The following is a 16813-nucleotide window of genomic DNA, read 5'->3' on the forward strand; positions in this document are numbered from 1 at the left end:
CGTTTGCATACAAAAAGTGCCGACCCTGAGGCTGGCACTTTTTGCATTGTCCGAACTGGCTCACCCGCCGCTGTGATCGCGTGCGGTCACCAATTCCTGATAGCGCCGTCCATAGCGCAACACCTCGCGCACAAACGTCGCATGCGACCAGGTGAGCGGCGCGACCGAAAGCGGTGTGCCCCGATCGGGATGGAGCTGCTCGGGAAGTACGCCGCTGCTCATCCGATGGCGGAGCACCCATTGAAAGACCTCTTTCGCCTGCTGAAGCTCCTCGATCCCCTTCGCTCGTACGATCTCCCAGCCAGCCTTCCACAGCGAGCAGATCATCCAAGGATTTCCTGGCACCGTCTCCAGCGAGTCCGACTTTTTAAAATAGTGGTCATCTGTGTAGCGAGCGACACCGCCGACAGCTGTACGCACAGTCAGCCCCTCCCACACGTGTTCCATCGTCGCCAAAAGTCGCGGATCGTCGGCCGACAGGATGCCGAATTGAAAGAGTCCGACCAGGCTGGACTCCATCGTGCGATCTTTGATGATCTCCCCGTCAGCCCCGAGATAGATCCCGCGCAGAAACCTTCCCAGCTCCTCGTCATACAGATGCCTTTCAAGCCCTGCGCACAGCTTCGCTTCTGCTGACCGCATGCGCCCCGCAAGCGACGCATCGCCCATCACCTCAGCAAATCTTCCTGCGGCACGCACCCCCGCGATGACGGTGGAGACGGTAAACGTGAAGATCCCCCGCCGCTCTTCCCACAGATCGTAGCTCTCGATCGGCAATCCCAAATGCTCATACATATATTCGACCAAAAACTCACCTGCCGGAGCGATCAAGGTGGTGTACAGAGATTGGACGAGCTCCACATCGCCGTAGCGCTGATAATGCTCCCACAGCGCCCAGATCACAAGCCCGGTCTCATCCTCCTGTATCGGGAGCTGCAATTCCCCCGCCTGCAAGTAGGGATGCCAGGAGGAGCCGACCGATCCGTCCGGATTGTATTTGTGCAGCAAAAAGCCGCCTGCGGTCAGCGAGTCTTCACAGAATCGAAAGAAGCGGTTGGCGATGCGCTCATACCCTGCTTCGCTCATCGCATGCGCGATCAGTGCGCCATCGCGGGGCCACATGTACGAATAATGGTCGCGGTTGTACTGCAGGATGTCCGTATCGTTTGCTGCGATGATCGCACCGTTCGCATCTGCAAACGTCTGCACCAGCATCAGCGAGAGGTAATACTGCTCGATCACCTCTTCGGGCAGATCGCCAAACGTTTGCTCCGACTGTTTCAACCATTGCCGCCAATAGGCGTCGATCTCGGAGAAAAGCTGCTCAGGTCGGCTCTTTAGCACATGGCGGTTCAACTCTTTGACCTCGGGAAATGTGCGACCGACACAGATCCAGTAGTAGAGCGTCTCCTCCTCGCCGCCTTTGATGAACATTTGAAAGGAGATCGTGCTGTCGACCGATCCCTGCGCGATCGGATTCCCCGCCAGCGTCCCGTCCTCCGCATCTTTCCACGTCCCCTGCAAGGAGTGAAACCGCTTGATGCCTGTCGAGTATTCGAACAGACCGCCGCGTTGTGAACAGCCGTTGATCAGCAGGTAGCGGTTGCGCTTGTAATGGTAGACGACGTTTTGCACAGGATCGTACACCGCCGTATCGCCGATCTCCGTTTCGTCGATGCTAAAATCGTGTGTGAAAAACAGGCGGATCTCGCGCTCTTGAGCGGAGCTGTTGCAGACGCGGACTTTTTTTACATACACATTTTCCCGCACGTGTACCGCATCCTCGATGCAAAGCTTCAGCCCGAGCCGATCGTTCCGCGCTGTGACATCTGTCACAAGGGTACCTTTGCGATAGCCGTTGTCCACAGTCCAATCAGGATCATCGCACCAAGAAAACGTGTCATCCACATAGACGCCGAGCGAGTTGCGGTTGCCGCCGATATGGTTGAGCTGCCCGACATAAGGATAGTAAAGATCTCGCATGTTCGTCATTGCGTCAAAGCCGATAAACATGTGCCCATTACCGATCACCAGTGAGCGCGGCACGATCCCTCCCCCTTATGCTCTCGTTTTGATAGCTGAGAATCTTTTCAACATAGCGGTCTGCCATCTCCTCCGCTCGCCGCTCGGTCACCCCTTGAGCAAACACCTGAAACAGCGGTTCTTCCGAGTCGGGCAGGATCAGCGCCCAGCCGTCCGCTTGAAACACTTTGATCCCATCGACCATCTCCAGCGAATCCCCTTTGCTCTCTTCGAGGAGCCGGCGCATCACCCGCCCCTTTTCCTCGCGCGGACAGGGAACATCGCGGCGCAGCAGGAAGTAGTTCGGAATGCTCTCAACCAGTTCGGACAGCTTCTTCCGGCCGCTCGCCAGCGTGTCGATCAGTTTGAGCAGGGTGTACAGAGCGTCGAACATCAGCGAAAACGGCACATCTTGCTGCGCTTCCATCAGGGCGCGCGGGTTCGCTTTGGTTCTGACTGTCACCGCTCCAAACTTGGCTGCCATCGTCTCGATGATGCTCGGCGCGGTCACCGGCACCGCCACCCGCTCTCCACCGGCGACCAGATAGATCAACGTCTGCAAGGTGAGCAGGCGATCCTTTTCGATCACTTCACTGCGGTCGGAAACCAAGACGATTCCCTCGCCGTCATCATCCAGACAGACGCCAAGATCGAACGCCCCCGTAAAGACCAGATGCTGCAGTTCGCCCTGCGCCGCTTCTCGGCTGTCGATCACCGATACCGCGCAGCCGAGCCGCTCCAGCAGATCGAGCACGAAGCTGCCATAGAGGTCAGGCCGATATTGCAGCGCCAGATGAAACTGCCCGCGCTTGATCTGCTCAGGATCGACCTCGCGGATCATGTCGGCTACGTACGCCGCTTGCAGCTGCGAAAATCTGTTGCCAGTTCCGATCTGGGTCAGATTGGCGCGTCGAAAATCTTCTTGCCAATAGGCGCTCTCAATCTTGCGCTCCCAGCCCTTGTCGATGTTGATTCCGCTTTGATCGACAAACTGGATCAGGATGCGCCCCTCCGCCGAGGCCCCTTTGCGTCTGACATAGATCCCGCCGTCCGCCCGGGCAGCGCGCACCGCATACCGCATCATCGGGGTGGTCGCCAGCTGGCAGTCGACAGTGTGCACGCCCGCTGCGCGCAACCCTGTCGCCAGCGCGCTCTTGATCAGCGCGGCAAACGGATCGCTGTCGGAGGCGAGCGCAATCTTCGCGCCGAAGGGAAGCGTCGCCCCGTATGCGGCAGCCAACCGTCCGGCAAAATCGGGCGTGATTTCGACGTTTCCGATCCCTTGCACGCCGCTTAACCCGAACAGCGTTCTCTCCAGCTTTTCGCCCCAGACGAGCGAGGTGTGCACCGTCGTCCCCTCTTGCACTCGCTTGCCCGGCCACAATTTTACCTGTTGCTTGACGACCGCCTTCGCACCGAGCGAACAGCGATCCCCGATCACGGCGCCTTCAAAACAGGAGCTGTGGCTTTCCAAGCTGACATGCGAACAGAGCGAGGCGCCGCGCAGCTCGACCCCAGCTCCCAGATAGTTTCGATTCCAGAGCACCGAACGGCGAATCGAAGCGCCCGCCTTGATCACATTGCATTCGCCGATCACGCTGTACGGCCCGATCTGTGCACCCGCTTCGATCACCGACTCGCGTCCGATATAACAGGGACCTTCCAGCTGCACACCTTCGGCGATCTGCACATCGGGGGAAAGCCACACCTGTGGCGAGATGCGAAATCCGCGAATCTGGCAGTTCGCTTTGCCGTCGAGCATGTCAAACTGCGTCTGACGATATTGAGCCAAGTTGCCGATATCTGACCAATACCCTGCTGCCACATAGCCGTTCAGATGATAGCCCCTCTGCATCAGGATCGGGAACAGATCTTTGGAAAAATCGAACTCCCGCCCTGCTGGGATCAGCTCCAGCACGTCTCGCTCCAAGATGTAGATGCCTGTGTTCACCATGTCGGAAAACACTTCACCCCAAGATGGCTTCTCTAAAAACCGAACGATCCGCCCATCCGTTTCGGTGATCACCACACCAAATTCGAGCGGGGAGTCGACTCGGGTCAAAAGGATCGTGGCTGCCGCACCTTTTTCCTTGTGATCTTGCAACGCTTGAAGCAGATCGAAATCGGTCAGCGCGTCACCAGACATGACGAGAAACGTCTCATCGAGAAACTCCTGTGCATGCTTGACTGAGCCAGCCGTGCCGAGCGGTGTCGATTCTTCGTAATAGCACATCGACACACCGTGCTCCGCCCCATCGCCAAAATAGTCGCGGATCACATCGGGCAGGTATTGCAGGGTGACGGCGATCTCCTCGACCCCTGCCGATCGCAACAGATCGATCGCATACCCCATGCATGGCTGTCCGAGCAGTGGAACCATCGGCTTCGGTTTGTTGCAGGTCAGCGGCCGCAGCCTGCTCCCCTTCCCGCCTGCGAGGATGACAGCTTTCATCTCGATCCCCCCACTTCTTGTTCTCGCTGCTGCAGCGCTCTCCGATAGACGGCGATCGTCCCTTCGGCGATCGCCGGCCACGAGTAGCGTTCGATCACCTTCTGCTGCCCTCGCTCCGCCACCTGCTGACAGGTGATCGGATCGGCGAACAGCTGCAGGATCGTCTCAGACAAGGAGTTCGAATCCCCCGGCTCGACCAGCCAACCGTCCTCGCCGTGCTCCACGATCTCCGCAAGTCCGCCCGTGCGTGACACGACGGTCGGCGCTCCTGCTGCCATCGCTTCCAATGCCACGATGCCAAACGGCTCATACAAGCTGGGAAAGACGGCCACATCTGCGACTCGCAGCAGTCGATTGCGCTCTTGATCGGTGACAAACCCGGCAAACTCCACCCGGCCCTCAATGCCAAGCTCGCGCGCCTGATCTTGAAGCGCAGCAAGCATCGGCCCAATCCCCGCGATGATGATTCGCGCCTGCGGATAGCGGTTCATCCAGCTCGGTGCGCTGGCGAGCAACACCTGCACCCCCTTCTCTGGAACGAGCCTTCCGACATAGAACACCACCTTCTCGCGCTCACTCGCCCGCCTTGACCGTCCCTCGACTCCTTCTGTCAGCGCTTTCCGATCGACAGCATTGTTCAGCACGTGCAGTTTTTGCGCTGCGACTCCATACAGTTCTTGCAGCTCCTGTCGCATCGAGGCGGAGCAGACGATCACCTCGTGCGAACGCTCCGCCAAGCGGCGCTCGATCTGATAGATCTGCCTTTGCAGTTCGCTGTGGATGCCATGATTTCGCCCGTGCTCCGTCGCATGGATCGTCGAGATCACCGGAAGGCCGAATTGCGCAGACAGCCAGTGTGCAGATTCTGCGACCAGCCAGTCATGCGCGTGGATCAGCTGGAACGGCCCAAACGATTCGATCGCTCTGCGCCCCATCGCGCTCAGGCGAATGTTGAGCAAAGCGCTCCATTCTACAAACCGGCCTTCCTGCAGCTCTGGTACCTCCACCCGGTGCACATGTACCCCAGCGAGGTGCGCATACGCCTCCGTCCCTTCCCCCTGGCAGGTGATCACATGCACTTCCACCCCCGCTCGTGCCAACTCGCGAGACAGGTCGTACACGTGGCGGGCAAGACCGCCGATCGTGCGCGGTGGAAACTCCCAGGACAGCATCAGCACGCGAAGCGGTGGCTGCTGACGATCGGGCGTACAGGTTGCAGGCAAAAGGTGATCGAGCCGAAGATCGGGGAAGATCGGAGTCGACCGTTCCAACTCGGCAAGCCACTCTGCAGACACCCGTTCGGCCTCGATCTGCTCGGCGAGTCGCTCTGCGTTCATCAAGTGTTCTGACAGCCTACCGACCCCATATGCTTCTGTCGTCTCCATCGTGATCATAAACGCCCAGTCGCTCGCCTCTGCAAGCATCACCTCCCGCGCCAGTTGGCGGAGCGCTCTTTCGGTCAGCGCTTTCCTCGCCGGTTGGCTTTGCCGCTCCGCTCTGCGCACAGCGTTGACCAGCCGCTCCTCCAGCCGATGCAGATGTGGATAGATCCAGCCGTTCCGCTCGTTTAACCAAACGTCCGCATAGCCACCGCGCCCCCAAGAGGACATCGAGAGCGCCGCGCGCTCCGCCTGTGGATGCTGACGAAGATAGCCGCTCGGCGTGACCATCGCAAGCTCCGACCCGGCAAGCTTGCGCGCCACTCGCTCCACCCAGCTCGGCCCTTCATACCACCAATGTCCGAACAGCTCCGCATCGAACGGTGCGGTGATCAGCGGCGGTCGCTCTCCCCCACCCGCGATCTGAGCGAGCGCATCGATCTTTTCTACTCTCGACCTGACAAAGTGTTCGGCGTGCACCTCAACTCTTTGCCTTGCCATCTGCGGGTCATACAGCTCTTTGTGCGCCCCCTGTCCGGTCACGCGAAAATATTTAAGCCCGGTGTTGACCCTGATTCCGGACGGATGAACGTAGTTGCCAATGTAGGATTCTTCCAGATCGAAGCCGATGTCTCGGTAATACTCGCGGTAGTGCGGATCGCCAGGATAGCCGATCTGTGAGCTCCACACCTGCTCTGTCGATTCTGGATCGCGCCCGAGCGCATACACGTTCGTCCCGTTGATAAGCAGCGGATGATAGACGCTCTTCGATCCGAATGAGTGCGAATCGAGAACAAAATATTGCAAGCTCTGCTCCGCGAGCAATCTTTCCACGCCAGGCAGATAGCCGCACTCTGGCAACCAGATGCCGCGCGGCCGGCTGCCGATCATCGCTTCATGCGTATCGCAGGCGATGCCGATCTGCGCTCTGCGCAGCTCCTCGCTGCCGATCGTCGGCAGGAATCCATGTGTGGCCCCGCAGGTGATCAGCTCCAGATGCCCGCTGCTCTGCAGGTCGGCAAAGCGGGCGACAACGTCGCGACCGCTCGACTCATAGGACTTGAGCAGACCACCATAATGATCCGCATACATGTCGGCGAGCGCGCGCACGATCGGCTCGTTTGCAGTGCGCCCCCGCTCCTTCTCCGTCAGCTCGATCGTCTTCTGCAGGTGCTTCACATAGCGCTCGCCCAACTCCTCATCGCGCAGCATGGTCAACAGCGTCGGCGAGATCGAAAGCGTAAGCGAATAGGGCACTCGCTCCTTCCGCAGGCGCTCAAAGACTTGAAGCAATGGCAAATAAGTCTCGGACAGCGCTTCATATAACCACCGCTCCTCCAGCGCCCACGCTGCTCGCTCATGGCGCACATAGGGCAGATGGGCGTGCAGAACCAGCGCCAAGCAGCCTTTCTTCATCCGCAACCTCCTTTAAGATTCAGCATAGAGCGTATAGGTGCTGATGCGATCTGTTCGCTTTCTGGGCAGCAGGTCAAACCGTTCTGCGCCCGGCAGTCGCACGCTCGTTTCGTACAGGGAGAGGAAACCATCAGATCGCTCCCATCCATACTCCACACGGTAGAGCGCGCCCGGCGATAGGCCGTCCACATAGCGAACCCCCCACCTTGCCTGGCACTCGACGAACTGCGTTTGTTCAGCAGCTCCTGATATCCGAAGCATGCGTGTCGATCGCTCCCACTCCTGTAAAAAATAGCGAGACGCGATCTGCTCCACCGCCCCTCCCTCTGCCCAATGCACCCAGATGCGAGTTTTGTCGATCGCAAGCGCCTGCAACCGATCATCTCCGTATCGATCGACTCGAAGGTACCGACCGAGCTCCATCGACCACCCTCCCTCCCATCGCTGTTGATCGGACGCATGAATCCCTATTTTTTATGAGCGAACACAGGTAAAAAGAACGTCATATCTACCTGCGAAGCTCCATATGGTGAAGTGAGCGCGCAGGAAAAATTCGCGCGACTGCACAGTAAGGAGGATGATCGATAATGGCGAAAGTGTTTGCTCGCGTTGCTGGCTGGGTCATGCTGCTGCTCGGGATCATCGGTTTCTTCATGTCAGACCTCTTCGAACTTATCGAATTTGATACCCCTCACAACATCGTCCATCTGGTCCTCGGGGTGCTCGGGATCGCAGCCGGTCAAAGTGTAAAATGGGCGAGATTGTTCGCCCAAGTGTTCGGGACGATCTATCTGCTGGTCGGCATCATCGGCTTCTTCGTCCCCGATTTCCTCGGACTGCATCTGGAGCTCACCGAAAACTTGATCCACGTCATCCTCGGTGCCTGGGGTCTTTACGCCGCACTTGGCGAAAAGGACAGAGCTCGGGAATAGCAGAAGCAGGAATACGCATACTAAGGCTGTCCGGCACATTCCGGCAGTCTTTTTTTGTTTCCATCCCATGTTCGAGGAGGCGGTTGCATGAAGGTTCGCGATCTGATGACGAAGGACGTTCGCACCTTGAAGACCAATCACACGTTGCGAGAAGCGGCCGAACTGATGGCATCGCTGAACGTCGGCGTGATTCCGATCGCTGAGGAAGGGGACAAGCTGCGCGGCATCCTGACCGACCGCGACATCGTCGTGCGAGCTGTCGCCAAAGGCGTGGACATCACGAGAGCGAAGATCAACGATTATATGAGCCCGAAGCTGGTCTCGATCAACCCGCAGGAAACGGCAGCCGAAGCGGCAAAGCTGATGGCCGAACACCAGCTGCGCCGCCTGCCTGTCGTCGAGGAAGGTCAGATGGTCGGTATCCTCTCCATCGGCGACCTTTCGGTGGTCGACATTCATGAGAATGAAGCGGGCTATGCGCTCGGAGAGATCTCCACGCCATCGCGCCCCCAACTCTAGCCGCATAAGCCATCCCGTCCTCGGCATACTAAGGCTGTTGGGAGACAGCTCCGACAGCCTTTTTACATTCACCTACCGCATTCACAAGGAGGGGCTTTCATGAAAATTCGTGAACTGATGACGACCGATGTGCAATGCTGTGCACCTGACGCCTCTTTGCAACAGGCAGCGCAGATCATGGCTGACATCGATGTCGGGATCGTGCCGATCTGCTCGGCAAACGATCGATTGGAAGGGTGTGTCACCGACCGTGACATCGTGATTCGCGCGGTGGCCAAAGGGATGGATGTCAATACGACGCGCGTCGGCGAATGCATGTCCAGCGCGATGGTCTCCTGCTCTCCTGAGCAGACCGCACAGGAAGCGTCCAACCTGATGGCAGACCATCAGATCCGCCGACTGCCGGTCGTCGAGAACGGTCGTCTGGTCGGCATCGTCGCGCTCGGTGACTTGGCGGTCGTAGGCATTCACGAGAACGAAGCAGGCTTTGCGCTCAGTGAGATCTCCGAGCCTGGTATCCACTGATCGCTTTCGTCCGTCTGGAAATACAAATGGACAAGACCCTCAGCGGGTCTTGTCCATTTGTATGTGGAGCGATACACTCTTACAAAAGGAGGCGTGTCGATGACCACAACTCGCAAATCGTTCTGGATCTGGTTGATCCTAAGCCTCGCCTGGATGGCCCTGATCTTTTATAAGTCGGGAGAATCGTATGGCGATCAGGACATTCGCCCCGTGCTGCGGCAATGGATCGATGAGGATCTCTTGCTTTCCCTGCTCCCAAACATCGAATTTTACTATGATGGCGGACTGGTCAGCTACAAATCTCCCTATTCGATGTTCGAATTTTTCATCCGCAAAGCTTCGCACGTGACCGAGTTTTTGATCCTCACCCTGCTGTACTGGCGCACGTTTGCTGCCACGGCGATGCGGCGGCGCATTGCGCTCCCACTCTCCGCGCTGCTCGCGATCCTCTATGCAGCGTCTGACGAGTTCCATCAATCGTTCGTACCTGGTCGCACCGGACACGCGATCGACGTATATGTGGACAGCATCGGCGTCTTGCTCGCCGTGCTGATCGTGCTGTTGACCAAACAAAAAACTCTCTCCACAGCAAAGTGAGAGAGTTTTTTGCCGGTTCATTTCGCTTGGCTGATGCCTGCTTGTTCGGCAGCTTTGGCAAGATCTGCACTCCGGCGATCCTGCAACCATGCCGATTCGATCACCGCGCGCAGATCTTTCACTTCCACATCCTTCATCCCGCAGGACGCGCATTTGTCGAGCATGTACTTGATCGCTTCATTCATCTTCGAAGGACCGTCTTCCTTCGCGTACACCGTCTCTGCGTATGAGAACGCTTCCCGTCCGAGCTGTGCTAACAGGTTCCGTTGTTGCAAGGTTGTGTGCGTGTCATAATACTGCTGGATGCGTTGCTTTATGTCTCGAAACAGGAGCAGACCTGCGAGGATGGCCACCTCCAGCAAGATGCTGGCGCCATCTTTCAGCATCGACAAGATCTGTTCCGTCATGTCGCTTACCTCCCGCTTCGAATCAGGTTGTAAAAACGTACGAGCACCGATGCGAGCTCCGCCCGCGTCACCGGTTGATTCGGACGCCAAGTGCCATCTTGGTATCCGGTCATCACATCCCACTCGATCACTTTTGCGATCGCATCTTTGGCCCAGGCCGGCCACTCCTCCTGCGGTTGCTGTCCGGGTGTTGGCTCCTGTGCAGGCGCGTTGTAGGGCAGATTAAAAAGGGTGCAGATCCCTTTTGTCGCCCCTTCGGCTGCTGCCGACAGATGGGCACGGCTGGCCATGCGGGTCGCTTCTGACAGGTTGGTGATAAATCCAGATTCGATCAGCACCGCATCCATCGCCGTATCGCGGAGCACCTGAAAATCCCCATAGTACACCCCGCGGTTGGTCTGCCCTGTCGATGCGGCGATCGATGCGGCGATGCGATCCGCCCACTGCTGAGTGCGCGTCCCGCGGGCAGCCGGATGAATCCATGCGGCCACACCGTTTACCGCTGGAGATGATGCCGAATCGGTGTGCCAGGAAAGGAAAAGATCCGCTTTCGCATCGTTTGCCACGCGCGCGCGATAGGCCAGATCCTGTCCGATCGTCCCGTCCGGATATGGCAATGTGTCGGTGGTTCGCGTCATGACCACGCGAATGCCGCAGCGCTGTAGCGCATCGCGAAGAACGAGCGAAGCCTGCAAAACCAGATTTTTCTCTTGAAACCCATTGGCTGTCGCGCCCGGGTCCGTTCCCCCATGTCCTGGATCGATCACAACTAGCGGCACTGTCTCCACTCCTCTCAAGGACATTTCTAGCTCATGATATGTAAAGTTTCGCTCCAAGGTGAAAAAAAGCGCCCGCATACTATGTATGCAGACGCCAACCGAATCATTCCTATCGAGTTGTTACGTGGAAGACGCGCACACCGACGCTGCGCAGATCTTCTGTGATCGCATCGACGTTCGCCTCCGGTGCCACCTTGAAGGAAACGCGGCGGTATCCGAAATCAGCATTGTCGTCGAGGACGAGCATTCCGAAGATGTTCGAGTGCTTGCGAACCACTTCGGCAAACTTGAGCAAGGAGCCTTGCATCTCCGGCATCGAGACGGTCAAGCGGATGCCCGGCTGATGCATGCCCAGCGCATCGCGAAGCATCTCATAGAGGCTGTTGCGGGTCACGATGCTCGTGAAAGCGCCTTCCCCGTCGAGCACAGCGATGAACGGAACTCGGTCGATCGCTTTCAGGATGTCTTCGATGTTGCCCTCTTCATGAACGGTCGCATGTTTGTTGACGGTGATCGCTTCAACCTTGGTTTCGGTCAAAAATTGATCTTTCGCAACATCGCTTTCAAAAAATGCTTTGTGCACATCAGCATAGCCGACCATGCCACAGAACACACCGTCAGCTACAACTGGAATATGTTGAAATCCGCAGTGATCAAGAGCCGCGAGCAAATCTTTCAACGATGCTTGCGGTTCAATCGTAACCACTTTATGCGCTTCTAACTTTAACTGTTGTACAATCATCCATACAACCCCCTTCGGTCTCTCTTCATTATCTATTCGGCAATTCTGCAAACTTTCCTCTTCTTTTGGAAGAGAATCGGAAGATATTTAGACGATCGTTCTCCCGGTGTGCAATCAATAGCCAAAGAAGATGCGGATGATCCAAAAACAGCCTGCAAACAGCAGGAGCGAAACAAAATAGGCGAGCAGCCCGCGGATATACTCTTTTCCTTCGAGCTTGTAGAAGATGCGCAAGATGATCGCAGACAAGACCATCGCCGTAAACGACACGGCGAACAGGATCAGCCCGAGCGACTCGTTCGCACCGCGCACGATGTAGTCCCCATTTCGATCGTACATCATCAGGCCGAGCAGCAGATTGGCCAGATAGGCATGTCCGATCAAAAAGGTCGGAACGCCGAACATGTAGCGTTGCATCGAGACTTGCTTGCGAAAAAAGCGCACGATCAGCAGCTGTGCCAGCAATGGCAACAGCGCGTAATAAATCAGAAAGAACAGTGCAAATGCAGCATCATTTTGAAGAATCTCATAGAAGTCCACAGGAATCTCCTACGCCCCTTTTCAGTTAAAGTAGTGAAAAAAAGGGCTCCCGCAGACGAGGAGCCCTTCCTTCAATCAAGCTTATTTTCGCTCAGCGATCGGAACGAACTGTTGATCGATCGGACCAACATAGTCGGCTACCGGACGAATGATGCGATTGTGCGCGTACTGTTCGAGGATGTGCGCCGTCCACCCGGATACGCGGGAGATGACGAACAGCGGAGTGAACAGTTCTACCTGAATGCCCATCGCATTGTAGAGCGAGCCGGAGTACAGGTCAACGTTGTACTTGAGGTCTTTGCCCTTCTTCGCAAAATGCTCCAGCACCACGCCTTCGGTGATCTCCGTCATCGCAAACCACTTGGTCTGGCCCACCTGCTCGGTCAACTGCTTCGCATAGCGCTTCAGCACCAAGCCGCGCGGGTCATAGGAACGATAGACGCGATGACCGAAGCCCGGCACTTTCACGCCGTTGTCCAGTCGCGCGCGCACTTCGGACGCCGCATTTTCCACCGAGTCGATCTCCATCATCATGCGCAGCACATCTTCGTTCGCACCGCCGTGCAACGGGCCCTTCAGCGCGCCGATCGCCGAGGTCACGCCCGAGTACATATCGGACATGGTCGCCACCGTGCAGCGCGCGGTGAACGTGGAGGCATTAAACTCATGGTCAGCATGCAGGATCAGCGCCACATCGAACGCCTCGACAGACAGTTCATCCGCTTCTTTTCCGTTCAGCATGTAGAGGAAGTTCGCCGCGTGACCGAGGTCGTTGCGCGGTGCGACATAGTCCAAACCTTGTTTGAAGCGACCGACAGCTGCGGTGACCGATGCTAACATCGCCACGAGCTTCGTCGCTTGCTTGATGTGCGTCTCGCGCTCCATCGACTTGTCTTCATCGACCGCCCCGAGGTACGACGCAACGGTGCGCAGCACTTCCATCCCCGTCGGGTTCGCGCTCGAATTGCACAGCGATTTCACCAGTTCCAACACATCGGTCGGAATTTCGCGATTTTTCTTCAGCTCTGCATCGAGGGCGGACAGCTCGCTCGCGTTCGGCAGCTTTCCGTACCAAAGCAAATAGATGACTTCTTCAAACGAAGCTTTTCCAACCAGATCGTTAATATCGAAACCTTGGTAGACGAGACGACCTTCTTTTCCGTCTACGAGGCAGATGGAAGACTCACCCGCAACAACATCTTGCAGACCCGCTTTCGTTTTTGCTTCAGACATTGACGAAACACCTCCTGATAAATAACAGAACTACCATTGTAACGGTACATACCGAGTATTATTCGATGCTACTAATTATACAGGATTTAGTCTCATCGGTCGAACTTGATGAATGGGCTTTCATTCATATTTCCGACAGCAACAGCAATTCAACGCCCGAAAGCGTTTACTTTCAACCATTTTGCCAGTCTTAGGTTACCCCGAGCGATCCCAGATATGCTCGATCGACCCCGATTCACTTTGTAAATCTTGTCGAAAAATTTATTTCCTGTGGAATCATGTCGATTCACAAGAGTTGTGGATAACTATTATCCCCATTATTCACATTCTACTATAAAGCAAAATTGACCTTTTCCACAATCCATCCACAGCTTACCCACAAAATGCCCACAGGTTTTGTGGATAATCGGAACGCTTGTTCGCTTCCTGCTTCCATGTTATAGTCGAACCAAGCCAACTCGTCTGAGTTTGCTTGCGTTTCAAAGATCAGAACAGTGAGGGAATCGCCATGCATTTGCTGAGTGATGAGTATTTGATTGAAGCGTACACGAATGCAGTGCAACAGAAGTTGGACAGGCAGTTTCTTGAACTGCTGTCCAAAGAGGTCCAAGCGCGAGGTCTTTCCGTCTCTGTCATCCTGGCATCGTAGACAGACTGCCCGTTGATCGAGCACAGCTCGCCTATTGGAGAAGGCCTGTTCTGCCGGGAGCGGGCTTTTTTCTTAGCGCTTAGAAGCCCTCTTTCATTCCGTACAGCGTCAGTTCCTCTCGGTTGTGGAACAGCTGTTTCGCTTTGAGCAACATCACATCCGGCTCTAGGTTTTGCAACGTTTCCTTCACCGTCTGAAAGGGCTTCTTGTGCATCAGCTTAACGGTGATCACCAAGATGCCGCCCGGCTGCAAGGCGGGTAACAGCTCTGCCACCAGCTTGCTCATCTGTTTGGGGCTCCAGCTCATGTCACAGACGAGCAGATCGAACGATCCTTCCGCAAAGGTGACGTCCCCCGCGTTCTTTTGCAGGTAGGTCAACTGCGGGTGGTCGAGCAATGAGGGGTGCAAGTGGCCCGGATCGACAGCTGTCACGTTCAGACCGCGCTCCAGCAGGAGCGAAGTCCATCCGCCTGGCGCTGCTCCGACATCAAGCGCGCTCTGGAACTGGGTGAGGTCGAGATCGAATCTCTCCTCCGCTTCCATCAGCTTGAACTTGGCCCGTGAGACATGCTCCTCTTCCTTGCGGTAGCGCACCATCCCCCCATTCCAATCGGATAGATTTTCTCGCGGCGTGGAGATCCCCAGGTAGCACGTGCCGTCCGCCAAGTACACGGAGATGATCTTGTCGGCGCCACGAACTACACTCTCCACGCCTTGCTCTTGTTGCAAGATCGGGTCGAGCGCGTCCTTTACCCCATAAGGCGTATAGGCGAACTTGACCTCTTTCGTTTTGCGCGCCTGCACCGCGACTTTCTCACCAGCTGCAAACGGGCGCAGTTCCTGAATCAACCGGATCAACTTCAGCAGGTCGTCGCCCGTCTTGTCGAGGAGGAGTTCGTGCTGTACCGGCTGGATGTGGCGAAGGAAGATCGGCTCCGCTTCGAGCAAGGCGGCTGTCACCTCTTCTGCCGGTGCCGGCACATCGATCAAGAACAGTTCCCCCGGCTCAAGATATTTAAATTTGGTGCCCGGAAACAGCCTCCTGATCTCCTCTTGTGCATATTGTGCAAATCCAAAGTTGGATGAACCGATAAAGCGAGATGATGTCATGCAATCCTCCACATATGTACGTCATTTTTATAACCTTCTCAGTATAGCAAACTACATGGTACCATTTCCTTAGAAAAATGGTTGCGCTTCGTCGCATCGTCCGATATGCTTTTTTATTAAAGGAGTTGGCAATAGATGCAACGTTTTGTAGTTGAACCGATCCTGTTTGCAATGTTTGGCGAACTGTTATTTCCCAACGAGCCAATCGAATATATCATCCCCTACTCGACGGTGATGGAATTGTATGAGCTGCGAGATAGCGAAGAGATCATTCATGATCCGGCAGAAAATGAGCGGGTGAAAGCGAATGTCGAAAAGCTGATCCTCTTTTTCGAACAGCCTTTCGTCGCCAAGAAGCTCGACAAGTCGTTGCGCGTTCCGTGGCAGCGCAGCCGTCCGATCCTCTACAGCGAAAACGTGACGTTCACCGTCGTCAATGCGCTTGACAACGCCGAATTTGGCGAAGGATTCGACCCGGTCGAGACGGAGCTGATCCTCCTCGCACGGCGCGACTCGCTGCCGCTGATCACCGATCAGCTTCAGCTCCAACAGCGCATCGTGGAAGCGAGGATCGGGATCACCGTGATCGACGTTGCCGATTTTGGCTTTCTCGTCGATGAGCCTCCGTTCGAAGAGTTGGCTGATGAGCATGATCTAGCGTTGGTCAACACGCCGATCCATTCGTTGGAAGCACAGGAAGGGGCGCTGTCTCCGGCAGAAGAGCGGGCGGTGTCGCAGAAGGGCAACAAGCTGCTCCCCTGGGTGCTCGGTAGCTTCGCACTGATCCTGCTCGCCTTTATCTTCACACTGTTCTCATAGAAGCTCTGCTCACCACATTCGATGTGTGACAGAGCTTTTCTTGTGGAACGCTGACTGTAGAAATGGGGACAAGTGTTGCCACTTAGTTTTCACTGCGGTACAATTACCCCAAAAACAGTATCTATCGGAAGTAGGAGGCCTAACCCTGATGGCAAAGACCCGTGATCGAATCCTCTTTAGCCGTGAAGCGATCCAATCCCGTGTCGCAGAGCTCGGCGCACAATTATCACAAGATTATCAGGACGGCGAGGTCGTCGTCATCTCGCTCTTGCGCGGCAGTTTCGTGTTTACAGCAGACCTCGTTCGTGAAATAACCGTTCCGGTCAATGTAGACTTCCTGACCACATCCAGCTACGGTCATGGTGAACATAGCACCGGTCGCGTCGAGATCGTCCACGACATCCGCACCGACATCGCAGGCAAAGACGTTTTGATCTGTGACGACATTCTCGATACCGGCATCACCATGCGCGGCGTGGTCGAGCATCTGGCGAAAAAGAACCCGAAAAGCATCAAGACCTGCACCTTCCTCGACAAACCTTCGCGCCGTCAAGTTGAGGTGCAGCTCGACTACACCGGCCATACGATCGAAGATCTATTTGTCGCCGGATACGGGCTCAACCTCGGTGACTATGCACGCAATCTCCCTTACGTATTTGTGCGCGAAACTGTAGAAGAATAATCTTCCTTA

17 protein-coding genes are annotated in these 16813 nt (G+C 56.2%); 7 read left to right on the forward strand and 10 right to left on the reverse strand.

Annotated features, from left to right (window positions below; translation table 11 throughout):
• Positions 1 to 60: 60 nt before the first annotated feature.
• Genes ACFSOY_RS05485 through ACFSOY_RS05500 form a run of 4 tightly spaced genes read right to left on the reverse strand, consistent with a single transcriptional unit; the run spans position 61 to position 7692 of the window.
• Complete coding sequence (locus ACFSOY_RS05485) at positions 61 to 2046, reverse strand: glycoside hydrolase family 15 protein (protein WP_386044594.1); 1986 nt, start codon at positions 2044 to 2046, stop codon at positions 61 to 63.
• The gene (locus tag ACFSOY_RS05490; RefSeq protein WP_386044596.1) at positions 2021 to 4474 is read right to left on the reverse strand and encodes a sugar phosphate nucleotidyltransferase; all 2454 of its coding nucleotides are present in this window, start codon (positions 4472 to 4474) and stop codon (positions 2021 to 2023) included. The genes ACFSOY_RS05485 and ACFSOY_RS05490 overlap by 26 nt, the downstream gene beginning before the upstream one ends.
• On the reverse strand, positions 4471 to 7269 hold the full coding sequence (locus ACFSOY_RS05495; protein WP_386044598.1) for a 1,4-alpha-glucan branching protein domain-containing protein: 2799 nt from the start codon (positions 7267 to 7269) through the stop codon (positions 4471 to 4473). The genes ACFSOY_RS05490 and ACFSOY_RS05495 overlap by 4 nt, the downstream gene beginning before the upstream one ends.
• A 12-nt stretch (positions 7270 to 7281) precedes the next feature.
• Positions 7282 to 7692: a hypothetical protein gene (locus ACFSOY_RS05500; RefSeq protein WP_386044600.1), complete on the reverse strand. Its 411-nt coding sequence runs from the start codon at positions 7690 to 7692 to the stop codon at positions 7282 to 7284.
• A gap of 164 nt (positions 7693 to 7856) precedes the next feature.
• Here ACFSOY_RS05500 and ACFSOY_RS05505 point away from each other — a divergent pair, with 164 nt between their 5' ends.
• The 4 genes from ACFSOY_RS05505 (at position 7857) to ACFSOY_RS05520 (ending at position 9842) form a co-directional block, all read left to right on the forward strand.
• A complete protein-coding gene (locus ACFSOY_RS05505; protein WP_386044601.1) occupies positions 7857 to 8201 on the forward strand; it encodes a DUF4383 domain-containing protein in 345 nt (114 codons plus the stop codon).
• A gap of 87 nt (positions 8202 to 8288) precedes the next feature.
• Positions 8289 to 8720, forward strand: coding sequence for a CBS domain-containing protein (locus tag ACFSOY_RS05510; protein ID WP_386044603.1), 432 nt, complete (start codon positions 8289 to 8291; stop codon positions 8718 to 8720).
• 99 nt (positions 8721 to 8819) lie between these two features.
• The gene (locus ACFSOY_RS05515; RefSeq protein ID WP_386044604.1) at positions 8820 to 9245 is read left to right on the forward strand and encodes a CBS domain-containing protein; all 426 of its coding nucleotides are present in this window, start codon (positions 8820 to 8822) and stop codon (positions 9243 to 9245) included.
• A gap of 99 nt (positions 9246 to 9344) precedes the next feature.
• Complete coding sequence (locus ACFSOY_RS05520; protein ID WP_386044606.1) at positions 9345 to 9842, forward strand: VanZ family protein; 498 nt, start codon at positions 9345 to 9347, stop codon at positions 9840 to 9842.
• 17 nt (positions 9843 to 9859) lie between these two features.
• Here the strand turns inward: ACFSOY_RS05520 and ACFSOY_RS05525 are convergent, their stop codons facing one another.
• The 5 genes from ACFSOY_RS05525 to ACFSOY_RS05545 form a co-directional block, all read right to left on the reverse strand.
• Positions 9860 to 10249, reverse strand: coding sequence for a hypothetical protein (locus ACFSOY_RS05525; protein WP_386044608.1), 390 nt, complete (start codon positions 10247 to 10249; stop codon positions 9860 to 9862).
• Between the two features lie 5 nt (positions 10250 to 10254).
• Positions 10255 to 11028, reverse strand: a complete 774-nt coding sequence (locus ACFSOY_RS05530; protein WP_386044610.1) for an N-acetylmuramoyl-L-alanine amidase — start codon at positions 11026 to 11028, stop codon at positions 10255 to 10257.
• A gap of 109 nt (positions 11029 to 11137) precedes the next feature.
• Positions 11138 to 11770 (reverse strand): CBS domain-containing protein, encoded by a 633-nt coding sequence (locus tag ACFSOY_RS05535; protein WP_386044612.1) that lies wholly within the window; start codon positions 11768 to 11770, stop codon positions 11138 to 11140.
• 114 nt (positions 11771 to 11884) lie between these two features.
• Positions 11885 to 12310 carry a hypothetical protein gene (locus ACFSOY_RS05540; protein ID WP_386044614.1) on the reverse strand — a complete coding sequence of 142 codons (426 nt, stop codon included), beginning with the start codon at positions 12308 to 12310 and terminating at the stop codon, positions 11885 to 11887.
• Between the two features lie 81 nt (positions 12311 to 12391).
• A complete protein-coding gene (locus ACFSOY_RS05545; protein ID WP_386044616.1) occupies positions 12392 to 13543 on the reverse strand; it encodes a citrate/2-methylcitrate synthase in 1152 nt (383 codons plus the stop codon).
• A gap of 508 nt (positions 13544 to 14051) precedes the next feature.
• On the opposite strand from ACFSOY_RS05545, the gene sda reads away from it, so the two are divergent.
• Positions 14052 to 14192, forward strand: a complete 141-nt coding sequence (gene sda / locus ACFSOY_RS05550) for a sporulation histidine kinase inhibitor Sda (protein ID WP_386044618.1) — start codon at positions 14052 to 14054, stop codon at positions 14190 to 14192.
• 79 nt (positions 14193 to 14271) lie between these two features.
• On the opposite strand, the gene ACFSOY_RS05555 is transcribed toward sda, so the two are convergent.
• Positions 14272 to 15303 carry a 23S rRNA (cytidine(2498)-2'-O)-methyltransferase RlmM gene (locus tag ACFSOY_RS05555; protein WP_386044620.1) on the reverse strand — a complete coding sequence of 344 codons (1032 nt, stop codon included), beginning with the start codon at positions 15301 to 15303 and terminating at the stop codon, positions 14272 to 14274.
• Between the two features lie 135 nt (positions 15304 to 15438).
• On the opposite strand from ACFSOY_RS05555, the gene ACFSOY_RS05560 reads away from it, so the two are divergent.
• Positions 15439 to 16122 carry an ADP-heptose synthase gene (locus ACFSOY_RS05560; RefSeq protein WP_386044622.1) on the forward strand — a complete coding sequence of 228 codons (684 nt, stop codon included), beginning with the start codon at positions 15439 to 15441 and terminating at the stop codon, positions 16120 to 16122.
• A gap of 148 nt (positions 16123 to 16270) precedes the next feature.
• Complete coding sequence (gene hpt, locus ACFSOY_RS05565; RefSeq protein WP_386044624.1) at positions 16271 to 16804, forward strand: hypoxanthine phosphoribosyltransferase; 534 nt, start codon at positions 16271 to 16273, stop codon at positions 16802 to 16804.
• Positions 16805 to 16813 lie beyond the last annotated feature (9 nt).

It is taken from the genome of Tumebacillus lipolyticus, assembly GCF_042682745.1.
In the GTDB taxonomy this organism is placed as follows: Bacteria; Bacillota; Bacilli; order Tumebacillales; family Tumebacillaceae; genus Tumebacillus_A; species Tumebacillus_A lipolyticus.

Excerpts from the sequence above, each read along its gene's own strand:
- ACFSOY_RS05490 (WP_386044596.1), bottom strand. The coding sequence starts at position 4,474 with ATGAAAGCTGTCATCCTCGCAGGCGGGAAGGGGAGCAGGCTGCGGCCG.
- ACFSOY_RS05495 (WP_386044598.1), bottom strand. The coding sequence starts at position 7,269 with ATGAAGAAAGGCTGCTTGGCGCTGGTTCTGCACGCCCATCTGCCCTAT.
- ACFSOY_RS05500 (WP_386044600.1), bottom strand. The coding sequence starts at position 7,692 with ATGGAGCTCGGTCGGTACCTTCGAGTCGATCGATACGGAGATGATCGG.
- ACFSOY_RS05505 (WP_386044601.1), top strand. The coding sequence starts at position 7,857 with ATGGCGAAAGTGTTTGCTCGCGTTGCTGGCTGGGTCATGCTGCTGCTC.
- ACFSOY_RS05510 (WP_386044603.1), top strand. The coding sequence starts at position 8,289 with ATGAAGGTTCGCGATCTGATGACGAAGGACGTTCGCACCTTGAAGACC.
- ACFSOY_RS05515 (WP_386044604.1), top strand. The coding sequence starts at position 8,820 with ATGAAAATTCGTGAACTGATGACGACCGATGTGCAATGCTGTGCACCT.
- ACFSOY_RS05520 (WP_386044606.1), top strand. The coding sequence starts at position 9,345 with ATGACCACAACTCGCAAATCGTTCTGGATCTGGTTGATCCTAAGCCTC.
- ACFSOY_RS05525 (WP_386044608.1), bottom strand. The coding sequence starts at position 10,249 with ATGACGGAACAGATCTTGTCGATGCTGAAAGATGGCGCCAGCATCTTG.
- ACFSOY_RS05535 (WP_386044612.1), bottom strand. The coding sequence starts at position 11,770 with ATGATTGTACAACAGTTAAAGTTAGAAGCGCATAAAGTGGTTACGATT.
- ACFSOY_RS05545 (WP_386044616.1), bottom strand. The coding sequence starts at position 13,543 with ATGTCTGAAGCAAAAACGAAAGCGGGTCTGCAAGATGTTGTTGCGGGT.
- sda (WP_386044618.1), top strand. The coding sequence starts at position 14,052 with ATGCATTTGCTGAGTGATGAGTATTTGATTGAAGCGTACACGAATGCA.
- ACFSOY_RS05555 (WP_386044620.1), bottom strand. The coding sequence starts at position 15,303 with ATGACATCATCTCGCTTTATCGGTTCATCCAACTTTGGATTTGCACAA.
- ACFSOY_RS05560 (WP_386044622.1), top strand. The coding sequence starts at position 15,439 with ATGCAACGTTTTGTAGTTGAACCGATCCTGTTTGCAATGTTTGGCGAA.
- hpt (WP_386044624.1), top strand. The coding sequence starts at position 16,271 with ATGGCAAAGACCCGTGATCGAATCCTCTTTAGCCGTGAAGCGATCCAA.